The sequence below is a fragment of the Saccharopolyspora endophytica genome, from assembly GCF_018070075.1.
Classification (GTDB): domain Bacteria; phylum Actinomycetota; class Actinomycetes; order Mycobacteriales; family Pseudonocardiaceae; genus Saccharopolyspora; species Saccharopolyspora endophytica.
In genome coordinates this window covers 120828-136162 of sequence record NZ_JAGPXE010000006.1, presented here as the reverse complement: position 1 = coordinate 136162, position 15335 = coordinate 120828, and the positions used below count along the sequence as shown (strand labels likewise).

At 70.9% G+C, this 15335-nt stretch carries 12 protein-coding genes and 1 pseudogene; 8 read left to right on the top strand and 5 right to left on the bottom strand.

All coding sequences use genetic code 11. The annotated features are described in order from the left end of the window. Positions 1 to 104: 104 nt before the first annotated feature. Complete coding sequence (locus tag KBO27_RS16105) at positions 105 to 1001, bottom strand: LysR family transcriptional regulator (RefSeq protein WP_210970804.1); 897 nt, start codon at positions 999 to 1001, stop codon at positions 105 to 107. A 153-nt stretch (positions 1002 to 1154) separates the two neighbouring features. On the opposite strand from KBO27_RS16105, the gene KBO27_RS33690 reads away from it, so the two are divergent. The 6 genes from KBO27_RS33690 (at position 1155) to KBO27_RS16080 (ending at position 7461) form a co-directional block, all read left to right on the top strand. Then, positions 1155 to 2885 carry an FAD-dependent oxidoreductase gene (locus tag KBO27_RS33690; RefSeq protein WP_307870439.1) on the top strand — a complete coding sequence of 577 codons (1731 nt, stop codon included), beginning with the start codon at positions 1155 to 1157 and terminating at the stop codon, positions 2883 to 2885. After that, on the top strand, positions 2882 to 3571 hold the full coding sequence (locus tag KBO27_RS16100; protein ID WP_307870438.1) for an SDR family NAD(P)-dependent oxidoreductase: 690 nt from the start codon (positions 2882 to 2884) through the stop codon (positions 3569 to 3571). Before KBO27_RS33690 ends, KBO27_RS16100 begins: the two co-directional genes overlap by 4 nt. A gap of 25 nt (positions 3572 to 3596) precedes the next feature. Continuing rightward, entirely contained in the window at positions 3597 to 4475 is an 879-nt protein-coding gene (locus KBO27_RS16095; RefSeq protein WP_210970802.1) for a LysR substrate-binding domain-containing protein, read from the top strand. Positions 4476 to 4589: 114 nt separating this feature from the next. Beyond that, positions 4590 to 4871: a YciI family protein gene (locus KBO27_RS16090; RefSeq protein WP_210970801.1), complete on the top strand. Its 282-nt coding sequence runs from the start codon at positions 4590 to 4592 to the stop codon at positions 4869 to 4871. Further along, on the top strand, positions 4841 to 5866 hold the full coding sequence (locus KBO27_RS34585; RefSeq protein WP_210970800.1) for an alcohol dehydrogenase catalytic domain-containing protein: 1026 nt from the start codon (positions 4841 to 4843) through the stop codon (positions 5864 to 5866). The genes KBO27_RS16090 and KBO27_RS34585 overlap by 31 nt, the downstream gene beginning before the upstream one ends. Continuing rightward, entirely contained in the window at positions 5863 to 7461 is a 1599-nt protein-coding gene (locus tag KBO27_RS16080) for an FAD-dependent oxidoreductase (RefSeq protein ID WP_210970799.1), read from the top strand. The genes KBO27_RS34585 and KBO27_RS16080 overlap by 4 nt, the downstream gene beginning before the upstream one ends. A gap of 60 nt (positions 7462 to 7521) precedes the next feature. Here the strand turns inward: KBO27_RS16080 and KBO27_RS16075 are convergent, their stop codons facing one another. Then, on the bottom strand, positions 7522 to 9243 hold the full coding sequence (locus KBO27_RS16075) for a BCCT family transporter (protein ID WP_307870437.1): 1722 nt from the start codon (positions 9241 to 9243) through the stop codon (positions 7522 to 7524). 239 nt (positions 9244 to 9482) lie between these two features. On the opposite strand from KBO27_RS16075, the gene KBO27_RS16070 reads away from it, so the two are divergent. Then, the gene (locus KBO27_RS16070) at positions 9483 to 10334 is read left to right on the top strand and encodes a TetR/AcrR family transcriptional regulator (protein WP_210970990.1); all 852 of its coding nucleotides are present in this window, start codon (positions 9483 to 9485) and stop codon (positions 10332 to 10334) included. 86 nt (positions 10335 to 10420) lie between these two features. Here the strand turns inward: KBO27_RS16070 and KBO27_RS16065 are convergent. Both KBO27_RS16065 and KBO27_RS16060 read right to left on the bottom strand, forming a co-directional pair. Continuing rightward, positions 10421 to 11634, bottom strand: a pseudogene (locus tag KBO27_RS16065) (alpha-hydroxy acid oxidase). 238 nt (positions 11635 to 11872) lie between these two features. Then, a complete protein-coding gene (locus KBO27_RS16060; protein ID WP_210970797.1) occupies positions 11873 to 13537 on the bottom strand; it encodes an L-lactate permease in 1665 nt (554 codons plus the stop codon). A gap of 115 nt (positions 13538 to 13652) precedes the next feature. Here KBO27_RS16060 and KBO27_RS16055 point away from each other — a divergent pair, with 115 nt between their 5' ends. Continuing rightward, positions 13653 to 14420, top strand: coding sequence for a FadR/GntR family transcriptional regulator (locus KBO27_RS16055; protein ID WP_210970796.1), 768 nt, complete (start codon positions 13653 to 13655; stop codon positions 14418 to 14420). A 15-nt stretch (positions 14421 to 14435) separates the two neighbouring features. On the opposite strand, the gene KBO27_RS16050 is transcribed toward KBO27_RS16055, so the two are convergent. Continuing rightward, positions 14436 to 15335 (bottom strand): helix-turn-helix domain-containing protein, encoded by a 900-nt coding sequence (locus KBO27_RS16050; protein WP_210970795.1) that lies wholly within the window; start codon positions 15333 to 15335, stop codon positions 14436 to 14438.

Below are 15335 nucleotides of genomic sequence, written 5' to 3'. Positions count from 1 at the left end.
GTTCCCGAGCGGGGAGTGCCGGGCGGTGCGGAAGAGAATCGCAGCAACGACTATGCCCAGTCCAATACTTGGTTTCACCTGCACCATGTGTTCAAACGACATAATCAGTCGGCCGGACGGGGCAGCACCTCTTCGGCCAGTTCCAGCACCGCCCGCGTCACGGGCGAGGGGTTGTCGTCCAGCCACGCCAGCGCGTGCTCCATGTGGGTCTGCTCGCCGCGCAGCGGCACGAACACCGAGGCCGAGGGCATGATCCCGGAGATGCCCGCCGGCATGAGCGCGACGCCGACCCCGGCCGACACCAGCGTCAGGATCATGTACGGGTCGGTGATCTCCTGGACCACGCGCGGGCGGAAACCCGCCTTGACGCACGCCTGCGTGGTCAGCTCCTGCAGCGATGATCCAGCGGCGGCCGGGATGGTGATGAAGCCGTCCTCGGCCAGGTCGGCGAGGTCGATGGCGGCCTCCCCGGCGAGCGGGTGGTCGATCGGCAGCGCCGCACCCAGCGGTTCGCGCCCGACCCGCCGCGTGCGCACCGGGGACGGGTCGATCGGCAGCCCGACGAAGGCGATGTCCAGGCCGCCCTGCTCCAGCTGCTCGACCCCTCCCCTGGTCATGACGCGGCCGGTCAGCGACAGCGAGATGTTCGGGTAGCGCTGACGGACGGCCCTGGTCAGCGGCGGGAGCGTGAGGTGGTTGAGGGCTCCGGAGAACCCGATGGCCACCGTCCCGTACACCACCCCCGAGGTCGCCCGGGTCGCCTGCTGCGCGAGCTCCAGCTCCTCGAACACGCGATGCGCGTGCGGCAGGAACGCCTGCCCGGCCGGGGTGAGCGCAACGCTGCGGGTGCTGCGGTCGAAGAGCGTCGCGTCGAGCTCCTTCTCCAGCTTGCGGATGGTCTGGCTCAGCGGCGACTGGGCCAGCCGCAGCCGCGCGGCCGCACGACCGAAATGCAGTTCCTCGGCCACGGCGATGAACGCCTCGAGCCACCGGATCTCCACGGTGCACCTTCCTGGCTGCAGGGTCTTGCGCTGCAGCACGTTCCGCTTATAGTCGCTGAAAAGCACAGTCGGTGAATGATTTTGCATCAAATCTTACATAGTCCTGGCGCGCGGTGCACACAATCCCGCCCGGGACGCCTGGAGGAGCTCAGCGTGACCACCACTCGAACCTCCCCGCCCCCGCTCGACCACGACGTGGTCGTCGTCGGTTCCGGCGCCGCGGGGCTGGCCACCGCGGTGACCGCGGCCCACCACGGGCTGCGGGTCGCGGTCCTCGAACGCGCCGACGTCTGCGGTGGCGCGACGGCCTGGTCGGGCGGCTGGATGTGGGCACCGGGCAACCCGCTCGCCCGCGCCGACGGGGTCCGGGAGGAGACCGACGAGTTCCGCACCTACCTGCGCAACGCGCTCGGCGAGGACTACGAGCCGACCCGCGTGGACGCCTTCCTCGCCGCCGCCCCGGGGATGGTGCGGTTCTTCCACGAGCGCACCGCCCTGACGTTCGCCCCGGGCGCGAAGATCTGCGACATCTACGGCGAGCTCCCCGGCGCGGGCACCGGGCACCGCTCGGTCGCCCCCGCTCCCACCGACCTCCGCGGTCTCGGCGGCGACGTGGCGCGGCTCCTGCGCCCCCAGCTCTACGAGACCTCGTTCCTCGGCATGGGAATCATGGCCGGGCCGGATCTCGCCGGTTTCCTGGCCGCGTCGCGCGGCGACGTCCGCGGACTGCTGCACGCCGCCCGCCGGGTCACCCGGCACCTGGTGGACCTGGCAACGAAGCGGCGCGGGATGCAGCTGGTCAACGGCACCGCGCTGGTCGCCAGGCTGCTGCGCTCCGCCCTGGACCTGGGCGTCGAGATCCGGGTGTCCACCGAGGTCACCGAGCTGACCACCGAGAACGGCCGCGTCACCGGCGTGTTGGCGTCCACTTCGGACGGTCCGGTGCGGTTCTCGGCGTCCCGGGGCGTGGTGCTGGCCGCCGGCGGCTTCCCGCAGGACGAGCACCGCCGCCGCGCCCTGTTCCCGCGCGGCGAACGGCACTGGAGCCTCGCCCCGGCCACCGCCGACGGCTCGGGCATCACGCTCGGCGAGTCCGCGGGCGGCCGGTTGCGCACCGACCTCGCCTCCCCCGCCGCCTGGTGCCCGGTCTCCCTCGTGCCCTACCGCAACGGCCGCACCGGTGTCTTCCCGCACATCATGGACCGAGCCAAGCCGGGCAGCATCGGTGTGCTGCGCACCGGGCGCCGATTCGTCAACGAGGCCAACGGTTACCACGACTACGTCTCCGCGATGATCGCCGCGACCCCGGAGGACGAACCGGTGCAGTCCTGGCAGATCGCCGATTCCCGGTTCGTCCGCCGCTACCCGCTGGGCATGGCCAAACCCCGCCCGGTTCCGCTGTTCCCCTACCTGCGCAGCGGGTACCTCCAGCGCGGACGCACGATCGAGGAACTCGCCCGCAAGTGCGGCATCGACCCGGCGGGGCTCGCCGCGACCGTCGCGGAGTTCAACACCGCCGCGCGTCGCGGCGAGGACCCCGCGTTCGGACGTGGTTCCACACCGTTCAACCGGTACGGCGGCGACCAGGCCGTGACGCCGAACCCATCGCTCGCTCCGCTGGAGAAGGGGCCGTTCTACGCGGTGCGGGTCGTGCCCGGAAGCTTCGGCACCTTCGCCGGGCTCGCCACCGATGAGCGCGCGCGGGTCCTCGACGCCCAGGACGACCCGGTTCCCGGGCTCCACGCCGTCGGATGCGATCAGGCGAGCGTGCTGGGCGGCCACTACCCCGCCGGCGGGATCAACATCGGACCGGCCATGACGTTCGGGTGGATCACCGGCCGCGAGCTCGCGGGTGCGGACACCCGGATCGGGAGGACCGCGTGAGCTACCCGGCGGGCGTGGTCGCCCTGATCACCGGTGGTGCCGGCGGGATCGGCGCCGCGACCGCCGCGAAGCTGCGCGGCGAGGGCGTCCGCGTCGTCACCGCCGACGTCGTGCCGGGCGCGGACGAGGAGCTCGACGTCACCGACCCCGACGCCGTCGCCGCGCTGGTGCGGGATATCGGACCGGTCGGGATCCTCGTGCACAGCGCAGGAATCGTGGGGCCCTCCCGACCGCTCGCCGAACTCGATCTCGACGAGTGGCGGCGCACTTTCCAGGTCAACGTCGACGGCACGTTCCTGCTCTGCCGCAGCGTCGTCCCGGGCATGGTGCGGGCCGGATGGGGCCGGATCGTGAACCTGGCGAGCATCGCCGCCAAGGACGGCAACCCGGCGCAGAGCGCCTACTCCGCGTCGAAGGCCGCAGTCGTGGCGCTGACGAAGTCGTTGGGCAAGGAGCTCGCCACGACCGGAGTGCTGGTCAACGCGGTCGCCCCGGCAGCGGTGGCGACCGGGATGAACGCGCGCACCGATCCCGCCGTGCTCGCCCGCTCGCAGGCGCTGACCCCGATGGGCCGGTTCGGCCAGGCAGGGGAGATCGCCGAGTTGATCGGATGGCTGTGCTCGGAGCAGCTCAGCTTCTCCACCGGAGCGGTCTACGACGCCAGCGGCGGCCGCGCCACCTACTGACGAGAGGACCGGAGTCCACGTGGAGATGCGGTGGATCGACGCGTTCCTGGCCGTTGCGGAGGAACGCCACTTCGGACGCGCGGCCGAGCGGCTGCACATGGCCCAGTCCCCGCTGAGCCAGACGATCAAGAAGCTGGAGAAGCACGTCGGCACACCGCTCTTCGAGCGCACCACCAGAACCGTGGCGCTGACCTCGGCCGGGCACGCGTTCCTCCCGCACGCCCGTCGGATCGTCGGTGAAGCCGACCTCGCCCTGCGGGCGACCAGCGCCTGCCCGGGCGAGGTCTACGGGCGGGTGCGCCTGGGGTTCTCGGGTGCGCTCAACCACCTCACGCTCCCGCGGCTGACCCGCGCGCTGCGCACCGCGCACCCGGGAGTCGCCCTTCAACTGGTCGACCGGGTGACCACCGAGGACGCCGTCGGGCTGATCGAGCACGGGACGCTCGACGCCGCGTTCGTCGGCCTTCCGGCACCGGGTGCGCTGCCGAGCCGCACGATCTCCGCGGAGGACCTCGGGGCGGCGTTGCCCTCCGACCACCGGCTGGCCGCGCGGGAACGCATCTCGCTGCTCGATCTCGCCGGCGAGGACTGGGTTCTCATGCCGGGCCAGTCCGCCTTGCGCGCGGTCATCCTCACGGCGTGCCACGCGAACGGTTTCCGGCCCCAGGTCGCTCAGGAGGTCAAGGACCCCTACGTCGTGCTCTCGCTGGTCGCGGGCGGTCTCGGGGTGTCGTTGGCTCCCACCTGCCTCCGACCGATCATGCCGGCCGGGGCGGTGTGGGTACCGCTGGAGGGCACTCCCCCTCGGCTGCGGAGCGCGCTGCTCTGGCATCCCGACCGGGTCACCGACGCCGTGCGCGCCCTGCTCGACATCGCCTCCGACATGCTGCCCACCATCGAATAATGTGCGATCGGCACATGATGTCTGACCAACCATGTATTGGACTCCGCACAATCGCCGGGTGAAGCTGATGAGCGTTCAGCACTCCACCTCCGACGACTCAGGAGTCCTTCCGACATGGGCACTTTCGCGGTGATCTACACCTACGGCACCGACACCGAAGCCGAGCGCGACGCGATCCGGCCGCAGCACAAGGACTTCCTCGCCGGTCTGCACGACACCGGCAGGCTGCGGATCTCCGGACCGGTCGACTCGGGAGCAGGCGCGCTGCTGGTCCTGGAGGGCGAATCCGCAGCGGAGGTCATCTCGGTGCTCGACGACGACCCGTTCCGCAAGAACGACCTGATCGCCGACCGCTCGGTGCGGGAGTGGACCATCGTGTTCGGCGGCCTGCGGTGAAGGTCGCCCGCACGCTCGCCCGCGAGCGCATCGAGATCCAGGACGTGCCGCCGCCGCACCCCGGTCCCGGCGAGGCGCTCGTCCGCGTCCACACCGTGACGCTGTGCGGCACCGACCTGCACATCTGGGAGGACGACTACGCCACCGAGCTGCCGATCGTGCAAGGGCACGAGATCGCCGGCGTCGTGGAGTCCGCGCCGCCCGGCAGCCGGTTCCAGGCGGGTGATCGGGTCGCGGTCTCGCCCATGCGCTGGTGCGGGACCTGCTACGCCTGCGGGATCGGACGGGTCAATGCGTGCCGGAGCTCGTCGTGCCTCGGCTGCTACGAGGACGGCGGGCTCACCGAGCTGCTGCCCGCCCCCCTGGGCGATCTGCACCCGATCCCGGAGAACCTGCCCACCGGCCTCGCCGCGCTGGCCGAACCGGCCAGCATCGCGATGCAGGCGGTGCTGCGGGGACGGCCGGAGAAGGGAGAGCAGGCGCTGGTCATGGGCTGCGGTCCGATCGGGCTGCTGGCGACCTTGCACCTCACCTCGCTGGGTGTCGACGTCATCGCCGCCGACACCGCTCCCGAGCGCAGCGAGTTCGCCAGCCGGTTCGGCGCCACCAGCACCGTCGTGGTCAAGCCCGATCACGCCCTCGCGCTTCCGGCAGAGCCCTCCTTGGTGATCGAGGCGACCGGGTCCCCGGCTGCGTTCACCACCGCCGTGGACGCGGTCACCACTGCCGGGCGCGTCGTGCTCGTCGGCATCTCCGACCGGTCGGTGACGCTGTCCATGCGCACGCTGCCGGTCAAGGACATCGATCTGCTCGGCAGCCGCAACAGCCAGCGCCGCATCGGCGAGGCGCTCGAACTGCTCGACGAGCACCGCGATGCGGCCACCGCGCTGATCACCCACCGCCTTCCGTTCGACCGCATCGATGAGGCCTTCCCGCTGCTGCGATCCCGATCCCAGCTGGTCGGCAAGGTCGCCGTGGAGCTGATGACCTCATGAGCCTGCTCACCTCCAGCCCCCTCGCCCGGTACGACGTGGTGGTCATCGGCAGCGGCGCCGCCGGGTTGACCGCCGCCGCGGCCTCCGCCGACGCGGGCCTGTCCACCGTCGTCCTGGAGAAGGCCGAGCAGCTCGGCGGCACCTCCGCCGTCGGTGGCGGCGTCATCTGGGCACCCGGCAACCACCTCATGGCCGAGGCCGGATTCGAGGACTCGGCCGAGGCCGCCAAGGCCTACCTGCACGCCGGCAGCGGCGGACGGATGAGCGCGGCGGAGATCGACCGGTACGTGACGACCGCTCCCGAGGCCGTCCGGTTCCTCAGCAACGTCGGGGTCCGCATGCGGGCTCTCGCCCGCCCGGACTACCACCCGGAGTGGGCAGGCGCCGCCGCCGGCCGGGGCCTGGACCAGGAGCCCTTCGACCCCAACCCCTGGCCCGGTCTCGCGGAACTGCTCCGCCCGCCGACCTACTTCCCGCTGATCACCATGGCCGAGCGCGACGCTCTCGCGGGAGCCCCGATCGACGCCGACCTGCTCGAACGCCGCGCCGCCGCGGGCGTGCGCACGATGGGTGGCGCGCTGGTCGGACGGCTGCTGGTCGCGGCGATCGAGCGCGGCGTCCACGTCGTCGCCCCGGCCCGGGTGACGGGCCTGGAACGCCGGGACGGCGGTTGGGACGTGACCGTCGGCAACACCGGGTTCCGCGCCGCGTCGGTGGTGCTCGCCTCCGGCGGTTTCGAGTGGAATCCCGCTCTGCGCAAGGCTTTCCTCCCCTATCCGATCACTCCGATCAGCGCGCCCAGCAACACCGGTGACGGACTGGTGCTCGGTCTGCGGGCGGGTGCCGCGGTCGATGAGATGACGGCGGTGTGGGGCGTGCCGGTCCTGACCCCGCCCACGGCCCGCTACGACGGCATGCCCTCGGGCCGGATGGGCAACGTCGAGATGACGCTCCCGGGCTCGATCACCGTCACCACCTCGGGACGCCGATTCGTCAACGAGGCGACGAACTACCACGACCTCAACCGGGCGTTCGGCGCGATCGACCCGGCGACCGGGCACCTCGCCAACAGCCCCGCGTTCCTCGTCTTCGACCAGAGGTACTTGGACCGCTACCCGGTGGCCGGGGCGTCGTCGGCTCAGTCGTGGATGATCCGCGCCGACACCCTCGACGAGCTCGCCCGGACCGCGGGGATCGACCAAGACGGTCTGCTGACCACGGTCGGGGCGTTCAACGAGAACGCCCGGCAGGGCGCGGATCCCGCCTTCGGGCGAGGCGAGAGCGATCAGGACCGCCACCTCGGCGACCCGGCCGTGAGGCCCAACCCGTGCCTCGCTCCGGTCGAACGCGCCCCGTTCTACGCCGTGCCCGTGCACGCGGGTGCGCTCGGCACCGCCGGTGGTCTGGCCACCGACGCCGACGGGCGCGTGCTCGACCACGCGGGCGAGCCCCTTCCAGGGCTCTACGCCGCGGGGAACTGCTCCGCGACCCTGTTCCGGGACGCCTACCCGGGTGGCGGGGCGACGTTGGGATCGGCCGTCGTCCGCGCCCATCGGGTCGGCAGGCACCTCGCCCGAAGCCGCGTGGCCGCCTGACCGTGCGCGAAGGGATCGGGACCGTCGCTCGTCGGGTGAGGACGGTCCCGATCCGGGTGGTCAGCTCGACGCCGCCACGGGTTCCTTCTCGGGGTCTTCGCGCTCGGTGGGGGCGATCACGAGGGAGCGATCGACCCTTCCCTCGCCGAAGTCGGCTCGCAGCCACCTGACCAGCGACACCGCGACGATCACCAGCACGAAGATCAGCGGGAACGCGGTGATGATGGACAAGGTCTGCAGGGCTTCGAGGCCTCCGGTGTACATCAGCACGATCGACACCCCGGCCAGCACGATCGCCCAGAAGACGCGGTGCCACCTCGCCGGTTCCACGTCCTGCGGCAGGTCCTTGGACGCCACCGCCGCCATGGTGTAGGCCGAGGAGTCCAGCGTCGTGGCCAGGAAGACCACCATCAGCAGCAGGAAGGCCACCACCGCGAACGCACCGAAGGGCAGGTGCGCGAGGGTGGCGATGATGCCCGCAGTGTCGCCCTGGTTCTGCACGATGTCGGCGATCGGCGCGATCTTGTTGAGCTCGAAGTACAGCGAGGTGTTGCCCAGCAGCATGAACGCCAGCCAGCACCCGGCGCTGCCTGCCAGGCACATCGCCCCGATCAGCCCGCGGACCGTGCGGCCCTTGGAGATCTTGGCGGTGAACAGACCGACGAAGGGCGCGTAGGCGATCCACCATCCCCAGTAGAAGATGGTCCAGGTCTCCTCGAACCCGGAGCCGCCCACCGGGTCGGTGTAGAAGCTCATCTCCACGAAGTTCTGCAGCAGGATGCCGAAGCTCTGGGTGAAGGTGTCGATCAGGAACACCGTCGGGCCCAGCACCAGGATGAACAGCCCGAGCCCGAGCGCCAGCCACACGTTGATGTCGGCGAGGCGCTTGAGCCCCTTCTGCATCCCCAGGAACACGCTCACGCCGAACAGCACCGTCCAGACCACGACGATCCCGATGTCCAGCGGCGTGCCCTTCTCCAACGGGGTCATCGCGGCGATCCCCTCGGACACCAGCGGGACCTCCAGCCCCAGCGAGGTGCCCGCGGCTCCGATCAGGCCGAAGATGAACAGCACGTCGATGAGCCGGCCGAGCCAGCCGTCGGCCCGGTCACCGATGACTCCGCGGCACGCGTCGCTGAGCCGCAGGGTCCGCTGCTTGCGCACGTGGTAGACGTAGGCCAGCGCGAGGGCGGGCAAGCAGAACAGGCCCCACGCGGTGAATCCCCAGTGGAACAGCGGGTAGGCGGCGGCCCAGTCGGCCGCCTCGGTGCTGCGGGGCTGGATGCCCATCGGTGGCTCGACGTAGTAGTACGACCACTCGATGACACCCCAGTAGATGATCCCACCGCCGATGCCCGAGGTGAAGATCATCGCCAGCCAGCTGTGGGTGGAGAACTCTGGCCTGTCGTCGCGACCGCCGAACTTCACCCGGCCGTAGCGGCTGAACGCCAGCCACCCGAGGAAGCCCGCGACCGCGGCGGCGAACCAGAGATAGAGCCACCCGAACTTCCCGGTCAGCACGCCGAGCACGCTGTCGAGAGCCTGTTGACCACGTTCCGGGGCGATCATGACCGGGACGCAGATCGCGGCCACCAGCAGCACCGAGAACCAGAAGATCCGTCTGTCGATTCGAACTTTTCCGCCTGTCGCAGGGATGACGGAAGCACCTCCACATGTTCGTGGCCGACGCCTGCCGGCCGGGTCGTGCCGCGCCGCGCCTCGTCGTGCCGTGTCTCTCGCGGGCCGCCGGGAGCGAGCCGTGGCCCGATGCGTGTGTTCCACGCCGGGCAGCAGGCGCTCTCCGAGCGGATGGGCGTTGCGATTCGACTGATGAGTCAGTTGCGCAACGGCGTAAACCTTGAGCCCTTTTGTCCGTCCCGTCAAGTGCCGGTCGCCATAACCGCATTTCAACTGGCATTCTTCGAGGTGCGCAACGCTGCGACCAGCTGCTCGCAGCGTTGCGACGAGCTCCCGCGTTGCGATTGTCGCAATGCCTGTTAGTGTTCAGGGTCGTGGAGGACATGGAGTCGCCGTTGCGCGGCCGGGTGAAGGACGTGCTGCGCGCCCACCCGGGCAGCCAGCGCGCGTTCGCCGAGCAGATCGGACTGGACGCCACCAAGCTGTCGAAGTCGCTGGCAGGCACGAGGCGCTTCACCCCCGCCGAGCTCACCCGCATCGCCGAAGTCGGCAACGTGACGGTGAACTGGCTGATCAACGGCAGCGACGAGGCCGACACGGTCGCCGCCGCCCCGCAGCGCTCGGCCGTCCTGGCCCGCACCACCGACGCGCGCGAGGCCGGGCGCCACCAGCAGATCCTCGACGCCGCCTGGCACCTGATCGCCGAGCACGGCTACCACGCGGTGCGGATCTCCGACGTCGCCAAGGCGTGCGGGGTCAGCGCGGCGACCATCCACTACCACTTCCCCGGCAGGGACGACCTGCTCACCGAAGCGCTGCGGCACTCGGTGCGGCAGGCGTTCGACCGGCAGGTCGCCGAACTGCACAGCATCGACGACGCGCACGAACGGCTGCTGCGGCTCGTCGAGCTGCAGCTGCCCAAACCCGGCCTGCTGCGGCTGGAGTGGTCGATCTGGTTGCAGGTGTGGAACGAGAGCGCGCGCAACCCGGAGATGGGCGTGCTGCACTCGGATTCCTACACCCGCTGGCACGACACGATCGCCCGCACCATCCGGGAGGGCCAGCAGCAGGGCGTGTTCGTCAGCGACACCGACCCCGAGGAACTCACCGTGCCGCTGACCGCGCTGATCGACGGCCTGGGCATCCAGGTGCTCTCCGCCAGGCCCGGCCGCTCCGTCGAGCGGATGCGGCAGGTGCTGCACGACCACGTCGAGCGCCAGATCGTCCGGCACTAGGAGCTTTTCGGGTATTGCTCGCGTGGTGGTAGCGGAACGTGAGCGTCGGCCGGTGGCCTGAGCACCGAGCGCTCAGGCCACCGGTCTCATGCGGGCAGGGTGACGTGCTCGGGTGTGAGGTCGCTGATCCGGCTGACGCCGAGAAGCTGCATGGTGCGGGTGATCTCGGAGCTCAGGATCTCCACCGCGCGGTCGACCCCGCGCTCGCCACCGGCCATCAGGCCGTACAGGAAGGCCCGTCCGATCAGGCAGCCGCTCGCGCCGTTGGCGACGGCGGCGATGATGTCGGCACCGCTGAGGATGCCGGTGTCCAGCAGGATCTCGGCGCGGCCCTGGAGCTCGTCGACGACCCGCGGGAGCAGCTTCAACGGCGTGGGAGCGCGGTCCAGCTGGCGACCGCCGTGGTTGGACAGCACCACCGCGTCCGCACCGGCGGCGACGACGTCGCGGGCGTCGGTCGTGCTCTGCACGCCCTTGACCACCAGCCGGTGCGGCCACAGCTCCCGCAGCCACTCCAGGTCGGCGAAGGTCACCGTGGGGTCGAACATGGTGTTGATCAGCTCGCGACGGTGCCGTCCCAGGAGGACAGCGAGGCGAACGACAGCGGTTCGGTCGTGAGCAGGTTGAAGGTCCACGCCGGGTGCAGCACGCCGTCGACGAAGGTGCGCGCGGACAGCGCGGGCGGGATCGTCAACCCGTTCCGCGCGTCCCGGTGCCGGGCGCCCGCGACCGGGGTGTCGACCGTGAGGATCAGCGTGTCGTAACCGCTCTCCAGCGCGCGGTTGACGAGGTCCTCGCTGGCTCGGCGGTCCTTCCAGAGGTAGAGCTGGAACCACTTCCGCGCGTTCGGCGCGGTGCGGGCCACGTCCTCGATGGACGTCGTGCCCATGGTCGACAGCGAGAACGGGATGCCGGCCCGCTCGGCGACGCGGGCCACCGCCCGCTCGCCCTCGTGCTGCATCATCCGCGTGAACCCGGTCGGGGCGAACGCGAACGGCAGCGCCGAGCGCGCGCCGAGGATCTCCGCGGACGGGTCCACCGCGGAGACGTCGCGGAGCACGGCGGGGTGGAACTCGACCTGCCGGAACGCCTGCCGGGCCCTCCGCAGGCTGATCTCCTCCTCGGCGGCCCCGTCGGTGTAGTCGAACGGCGCCTTCGGCGTGCGGCGACGCGCCAGCTGCCGGAGGTCGGCGATCGTGTGCGCCCGGGAGAGCCTGCGCCGGGTGCCGTCGAGCTCGACGGGCCGCGGTCGCAGGAGGGGTTTCAGCTCGGACCAGCGGGGGATTTGCCGCTCGCTCACGGGTTTCCTCTCGTCGTCGATCGATGGGTGGCCGGGTCCGCTCGGAGCCGGTTGAGCATGCGGCGGAGCCGCATCCCCTTCCACCGCACAAGGCACTCGCACCGCCGGTTCGCCAGCGCCTTCGCGGCGAGTACGCCGGGACTCCGCGTGGTGGCATGCTCGAGGAGCGGCGCACGGAGTCCACGAAGGCGCTCAGGTTCCGCCCACCCGCACCGCCACGCAATCCCCTCAACAGCGCTCAGGGCAGCATCCAGGCGAGGACGGTCGCCTGCAGGAAGACGAGGACGCAGAGCGCCAGCAGCAGTCCCAGGCTCCACTTCAGCGTCACCCGCAGCAGCGTCGCCTCCTGGTTGACCAGACCGACCGCGCTCGCCGCGATGCTCAGGTTCTGCGGGCTGACCATCTTGCCCATCACACCGCCGGAGGTGTTGGCGGCCACCAGCAGGGCCGGGTCCACGCCCACCTTCTGCGCTGCCACCTGCTGCAACCCCGCGAACAGGGCGTTGGCGCTGGTGTCCGACCCCGTCACCGCGACGCCGATCCAGCCCAGCACCGGGGACAGGAAGACGAACGCCGCACCCGCGGCGGCGATGGCGGTGCCGATCGTGGTGGTCTGCCCGGACTGGTTCATGACGTAGGCCAGGGCGAGCACGCCCACGACCGCGAGCGCCGACCACCGCAGCGACTTCGCGGTGCCGACCAGGTCGGAGAAGGCGGCGCGCAACGGGATCCGGTAGGCGGCCACGACGCCGAACCCGCAGAGCAGCAGCAGGCTTCCGGGCGAGGACAGCCAGCTCAGGCTGAAAACGGTGGTGCTGGAGGGCTCCCCGGACGCCGTCAGCAGCTCGCCGTGCAAGCCCGGCCACGGGATCTTCACGGTCGTGGCGTCCAGCGCGTCGCCCAGCGGCTCCCACAGCTTGACCACCGAGAACACGACCACGACGAGGACGTAGGGCAGCAGGGCCATCGCGGTCCGGGCGGCGCTGAGCCGCTGCCGCTCCCCCACGATCGTCCGCGTCGCAGCAGCGCCATCGCCGGGACCGTCGGCCGGTGTCGCGCGTCCGATGCGGTCGTGCGCCGCTTCGCCGCCGCGGGGCTGCCAGAAGCGGAGGAGGATCACCAGCGCCACGGCGCCGACGAGGGAGGACACGATGTCGGTCAGCTGCACCGACATGTAGTTCGCGCAGACGAACTGGGCGACGGCGAAGCCGACACCGGTCGCCGCCGCTGCCTGCCAGGTCTCCCGCAGACCGCGACGTCCGTCGACGATGAGGACGAGCAGGAACGGCACGGCCAGCGCCAGCACCGGAGTCTGCCGCCCGACCACGGCACCGATGTGCTCGTAGGGGATCCCGGTCAGCTCACCGGCGGTGATGATCGGGGTGGCCAGGGCGCCGAAGGCGACCGGCGCGGTGTTGGCGAGCAGGACCGTCACCGCGGCGCGCAGCGGCGGGAATCCGATCGCGACCAGCATCATGCCGGTGATCGCCACGGGTGCGCCGAACCCGGCGAGGGCTTCGAGCAGACCGCCGAAGCAGAACGCGATGACCACGGCCTGGATACGAGGATCCGGGGAGATCATGCCGAAGCAGGTGCGCAGGTCCTCGAAACGCCCGCTGGTCACCGTGAGCTGGTAGAGCCAGATCGCGGTGAAGACGATCCACATGATCGGCAGCAGGCCGAATGCGGCGCCTTGCCCCGCTGAGGACAACGCCATGCCGACCGGCATCCCGTAGGCGGCAACGGCCACGGCAAGAGCTACCGCGAGCCCGGACAGGGCCGCCCAGTGGGCCTTCACGCGAAATGCGCCGAGCAGCACGAACACGGTGACGAGGGGCAGGGCGGCCAGCACGGCCGAGAGCACCAGGCTTCCGCCGATCGGCGCTGGATCCGGTTGGTACACGGGCGTGACACCTCTCTGAGTCAAGACCGCCGATGTCGACCTTTATGTGGTCGGACCATAAGGTGGCTGTACCCTAAGAGGCTCAGAACGGGATGTAAAGGTTTCGGGGGCGCCGATGGCCGGGAGCGAGATCGACGACGATCCGAACGCGGACGGATCGTGGCGCCCAGTGGCGCGAGCGCGGACCTACGAGCTCGTGATCGAGCGGGTTGAAGAGCAGATCGTGACCGGACAGCTGAAGGTGGGCGATCGGCTGCCCGCCGAGCGCGACCTGGCCCAGATGCTGGGCGTGAGCCGGGGCGCGGTCCGCGAGGCGTTCCGCGCGCTGGAGGCGCAGGGCGTGCTGCGCATGTCGGTCGGCACCGGACCGGATGCCGGGACGACCGTGGCCGCCACGCCCAGCAGCGCCCTGAACCGGCTGCTGCGCCTGCACGTCGCGCTGGCGAACTTCCCCATCCAGCACGTCGTGGACGCGCGGGTCATGTTGGAGCGCGAGAGCGCCCGGCACGCCGCCGAGCGCGCCACTCCGGAGGACCTGGAGGAGATGCGCGAGCTGCTCGCGGCCATGGACGACCCGGACTGCGACCGCGAGCGCTTCAACGAGCTGGACACCGATTTCCACGTCGCGATCGCCGAAGCGGGCGGCAACCGGCTCGTCGCCGACATGACGATCGCGATCCGCGAATCCATGCGCCGACCGCTGCTGAACGCCTTCCGGGACCTGGGCGACGCGTGGTACCCGATCGCCGACGGGCTCAGGAACGATCACCGCGCGATCTACCAGGCGCTGGAAGCCGGCGACGGCGCCGCGGCGCAGGAGCACGTCGAGAAGCACATCCGCGGCTTCTACCGGGACGGATGGGGCGGCTACTTCTCCAGCTGACCCCGGCGGTCTCGGTCAGTGCTGGTTGAGCCGGCGGTAGCGGGACGGGGTCGTGCCGGTGGCGGCGCGGAACTGGCGGTTGAAGTTCGACAGGTTGGTGAAGCCCACCCGGTAGCAGATCTCCGCGACGGGCAGCCGCGTCGTGCGCAGCAGGCGGGAGGCCTCCGTGACGCGCATGCGGCTCACGGTGCGGCTGAAGCCCACACCCGTGGCCTTGGAGAACAGCCGGGAGAAGGCGTCGCGGCTCAAAGCCACCTCGTCGGCCACGTCCCGGAGCAGCAACCGATCCGCGAGGTGGTCGGTGATGTGGTTCAGCGCCCGGTTGAACAGCTCGGTCTCCTCGACGTCCAGCCGGTAGGAACCGCCGTGGCTGTCGAGGTAGTGGCGGTCGGACTCGGGCGACTCGGCGAGCACGCTCAGCAGCTCGGTGACCGCGGCCAGGCGCCGCAGGCCGAAGGTGCCCTGCACGGCTTCCAGGGCCGCCGTGCCCTCCTCCGCCGAGCGGCCGCCGAACTCGATGCCGCGAGCCGCGTCGTCCAGCAGCGGGCGCAGGGACTCCAGTTCCGGCAGCTTCTCAGCGGCGGCGAAGAACCGGTCCTGGTCGAGCTGCAGGACCGCGTCGCGGTTGCGCACCGGTTCGTCGTCGTCGAGGTGGGAGATCCAGTTGTGCGGGAGGAACGACCCGATGAGGCACAGGTTTCCGGGCCCGAACGGACCCACGTAGTCACCGATCATCATCGTCCCGGAGGACTCGCGGACGAGGTGGACCTCGACCTCGGGGTGGTGGTGCCAGCGGGCCAGCGGATGCGGCCAGTCGTGCTGGTGCCACCGCACGGAGCTCGACGGGTCCGGGACGACCAGTTCCCGCACGGGCGAAGCGGTGTCGCCCGTGCTGCTCCGCGCGGCGGCACCCAC

Coding starts and splice junctions, on each gene's coding strand:
- KBO27_RS16095 (WP_210970802.1), top strand. CDS start 3,597: ATGCGGTGGATCGACGCGTTCCTGGCCGTTGCGGAGGAACGCCACTTC.
- KBO27_RS16090 (WP_210970801.1), top strand. CDS start 4,590: ATGGGCACTTTCGCGGTGATCTACACCTACGGCACCGACACCGAAGCC.
- KBO27_RS16080 (WP_210970799.1), top strand. CDS start 5,863: ATGAGCCTGCTCACCTCCAGCCCCCTCGCCCGGTACGACGTGGTGGTC.
- KBO27_RS16070 (WP_210970990.1), top strand. CDS start 9,483: ATGGAGTCGCCGTTGCGCGGCCGGGTGAAGGACGTGCTGCGCGCCCAC.
- KBO27_RS16055 (WP_210970796.1), top strand. CDS start 13,653: ATGGCCGGGAGCGAGATCGACGACGATCCGAACGCGGACGGATCGTGG.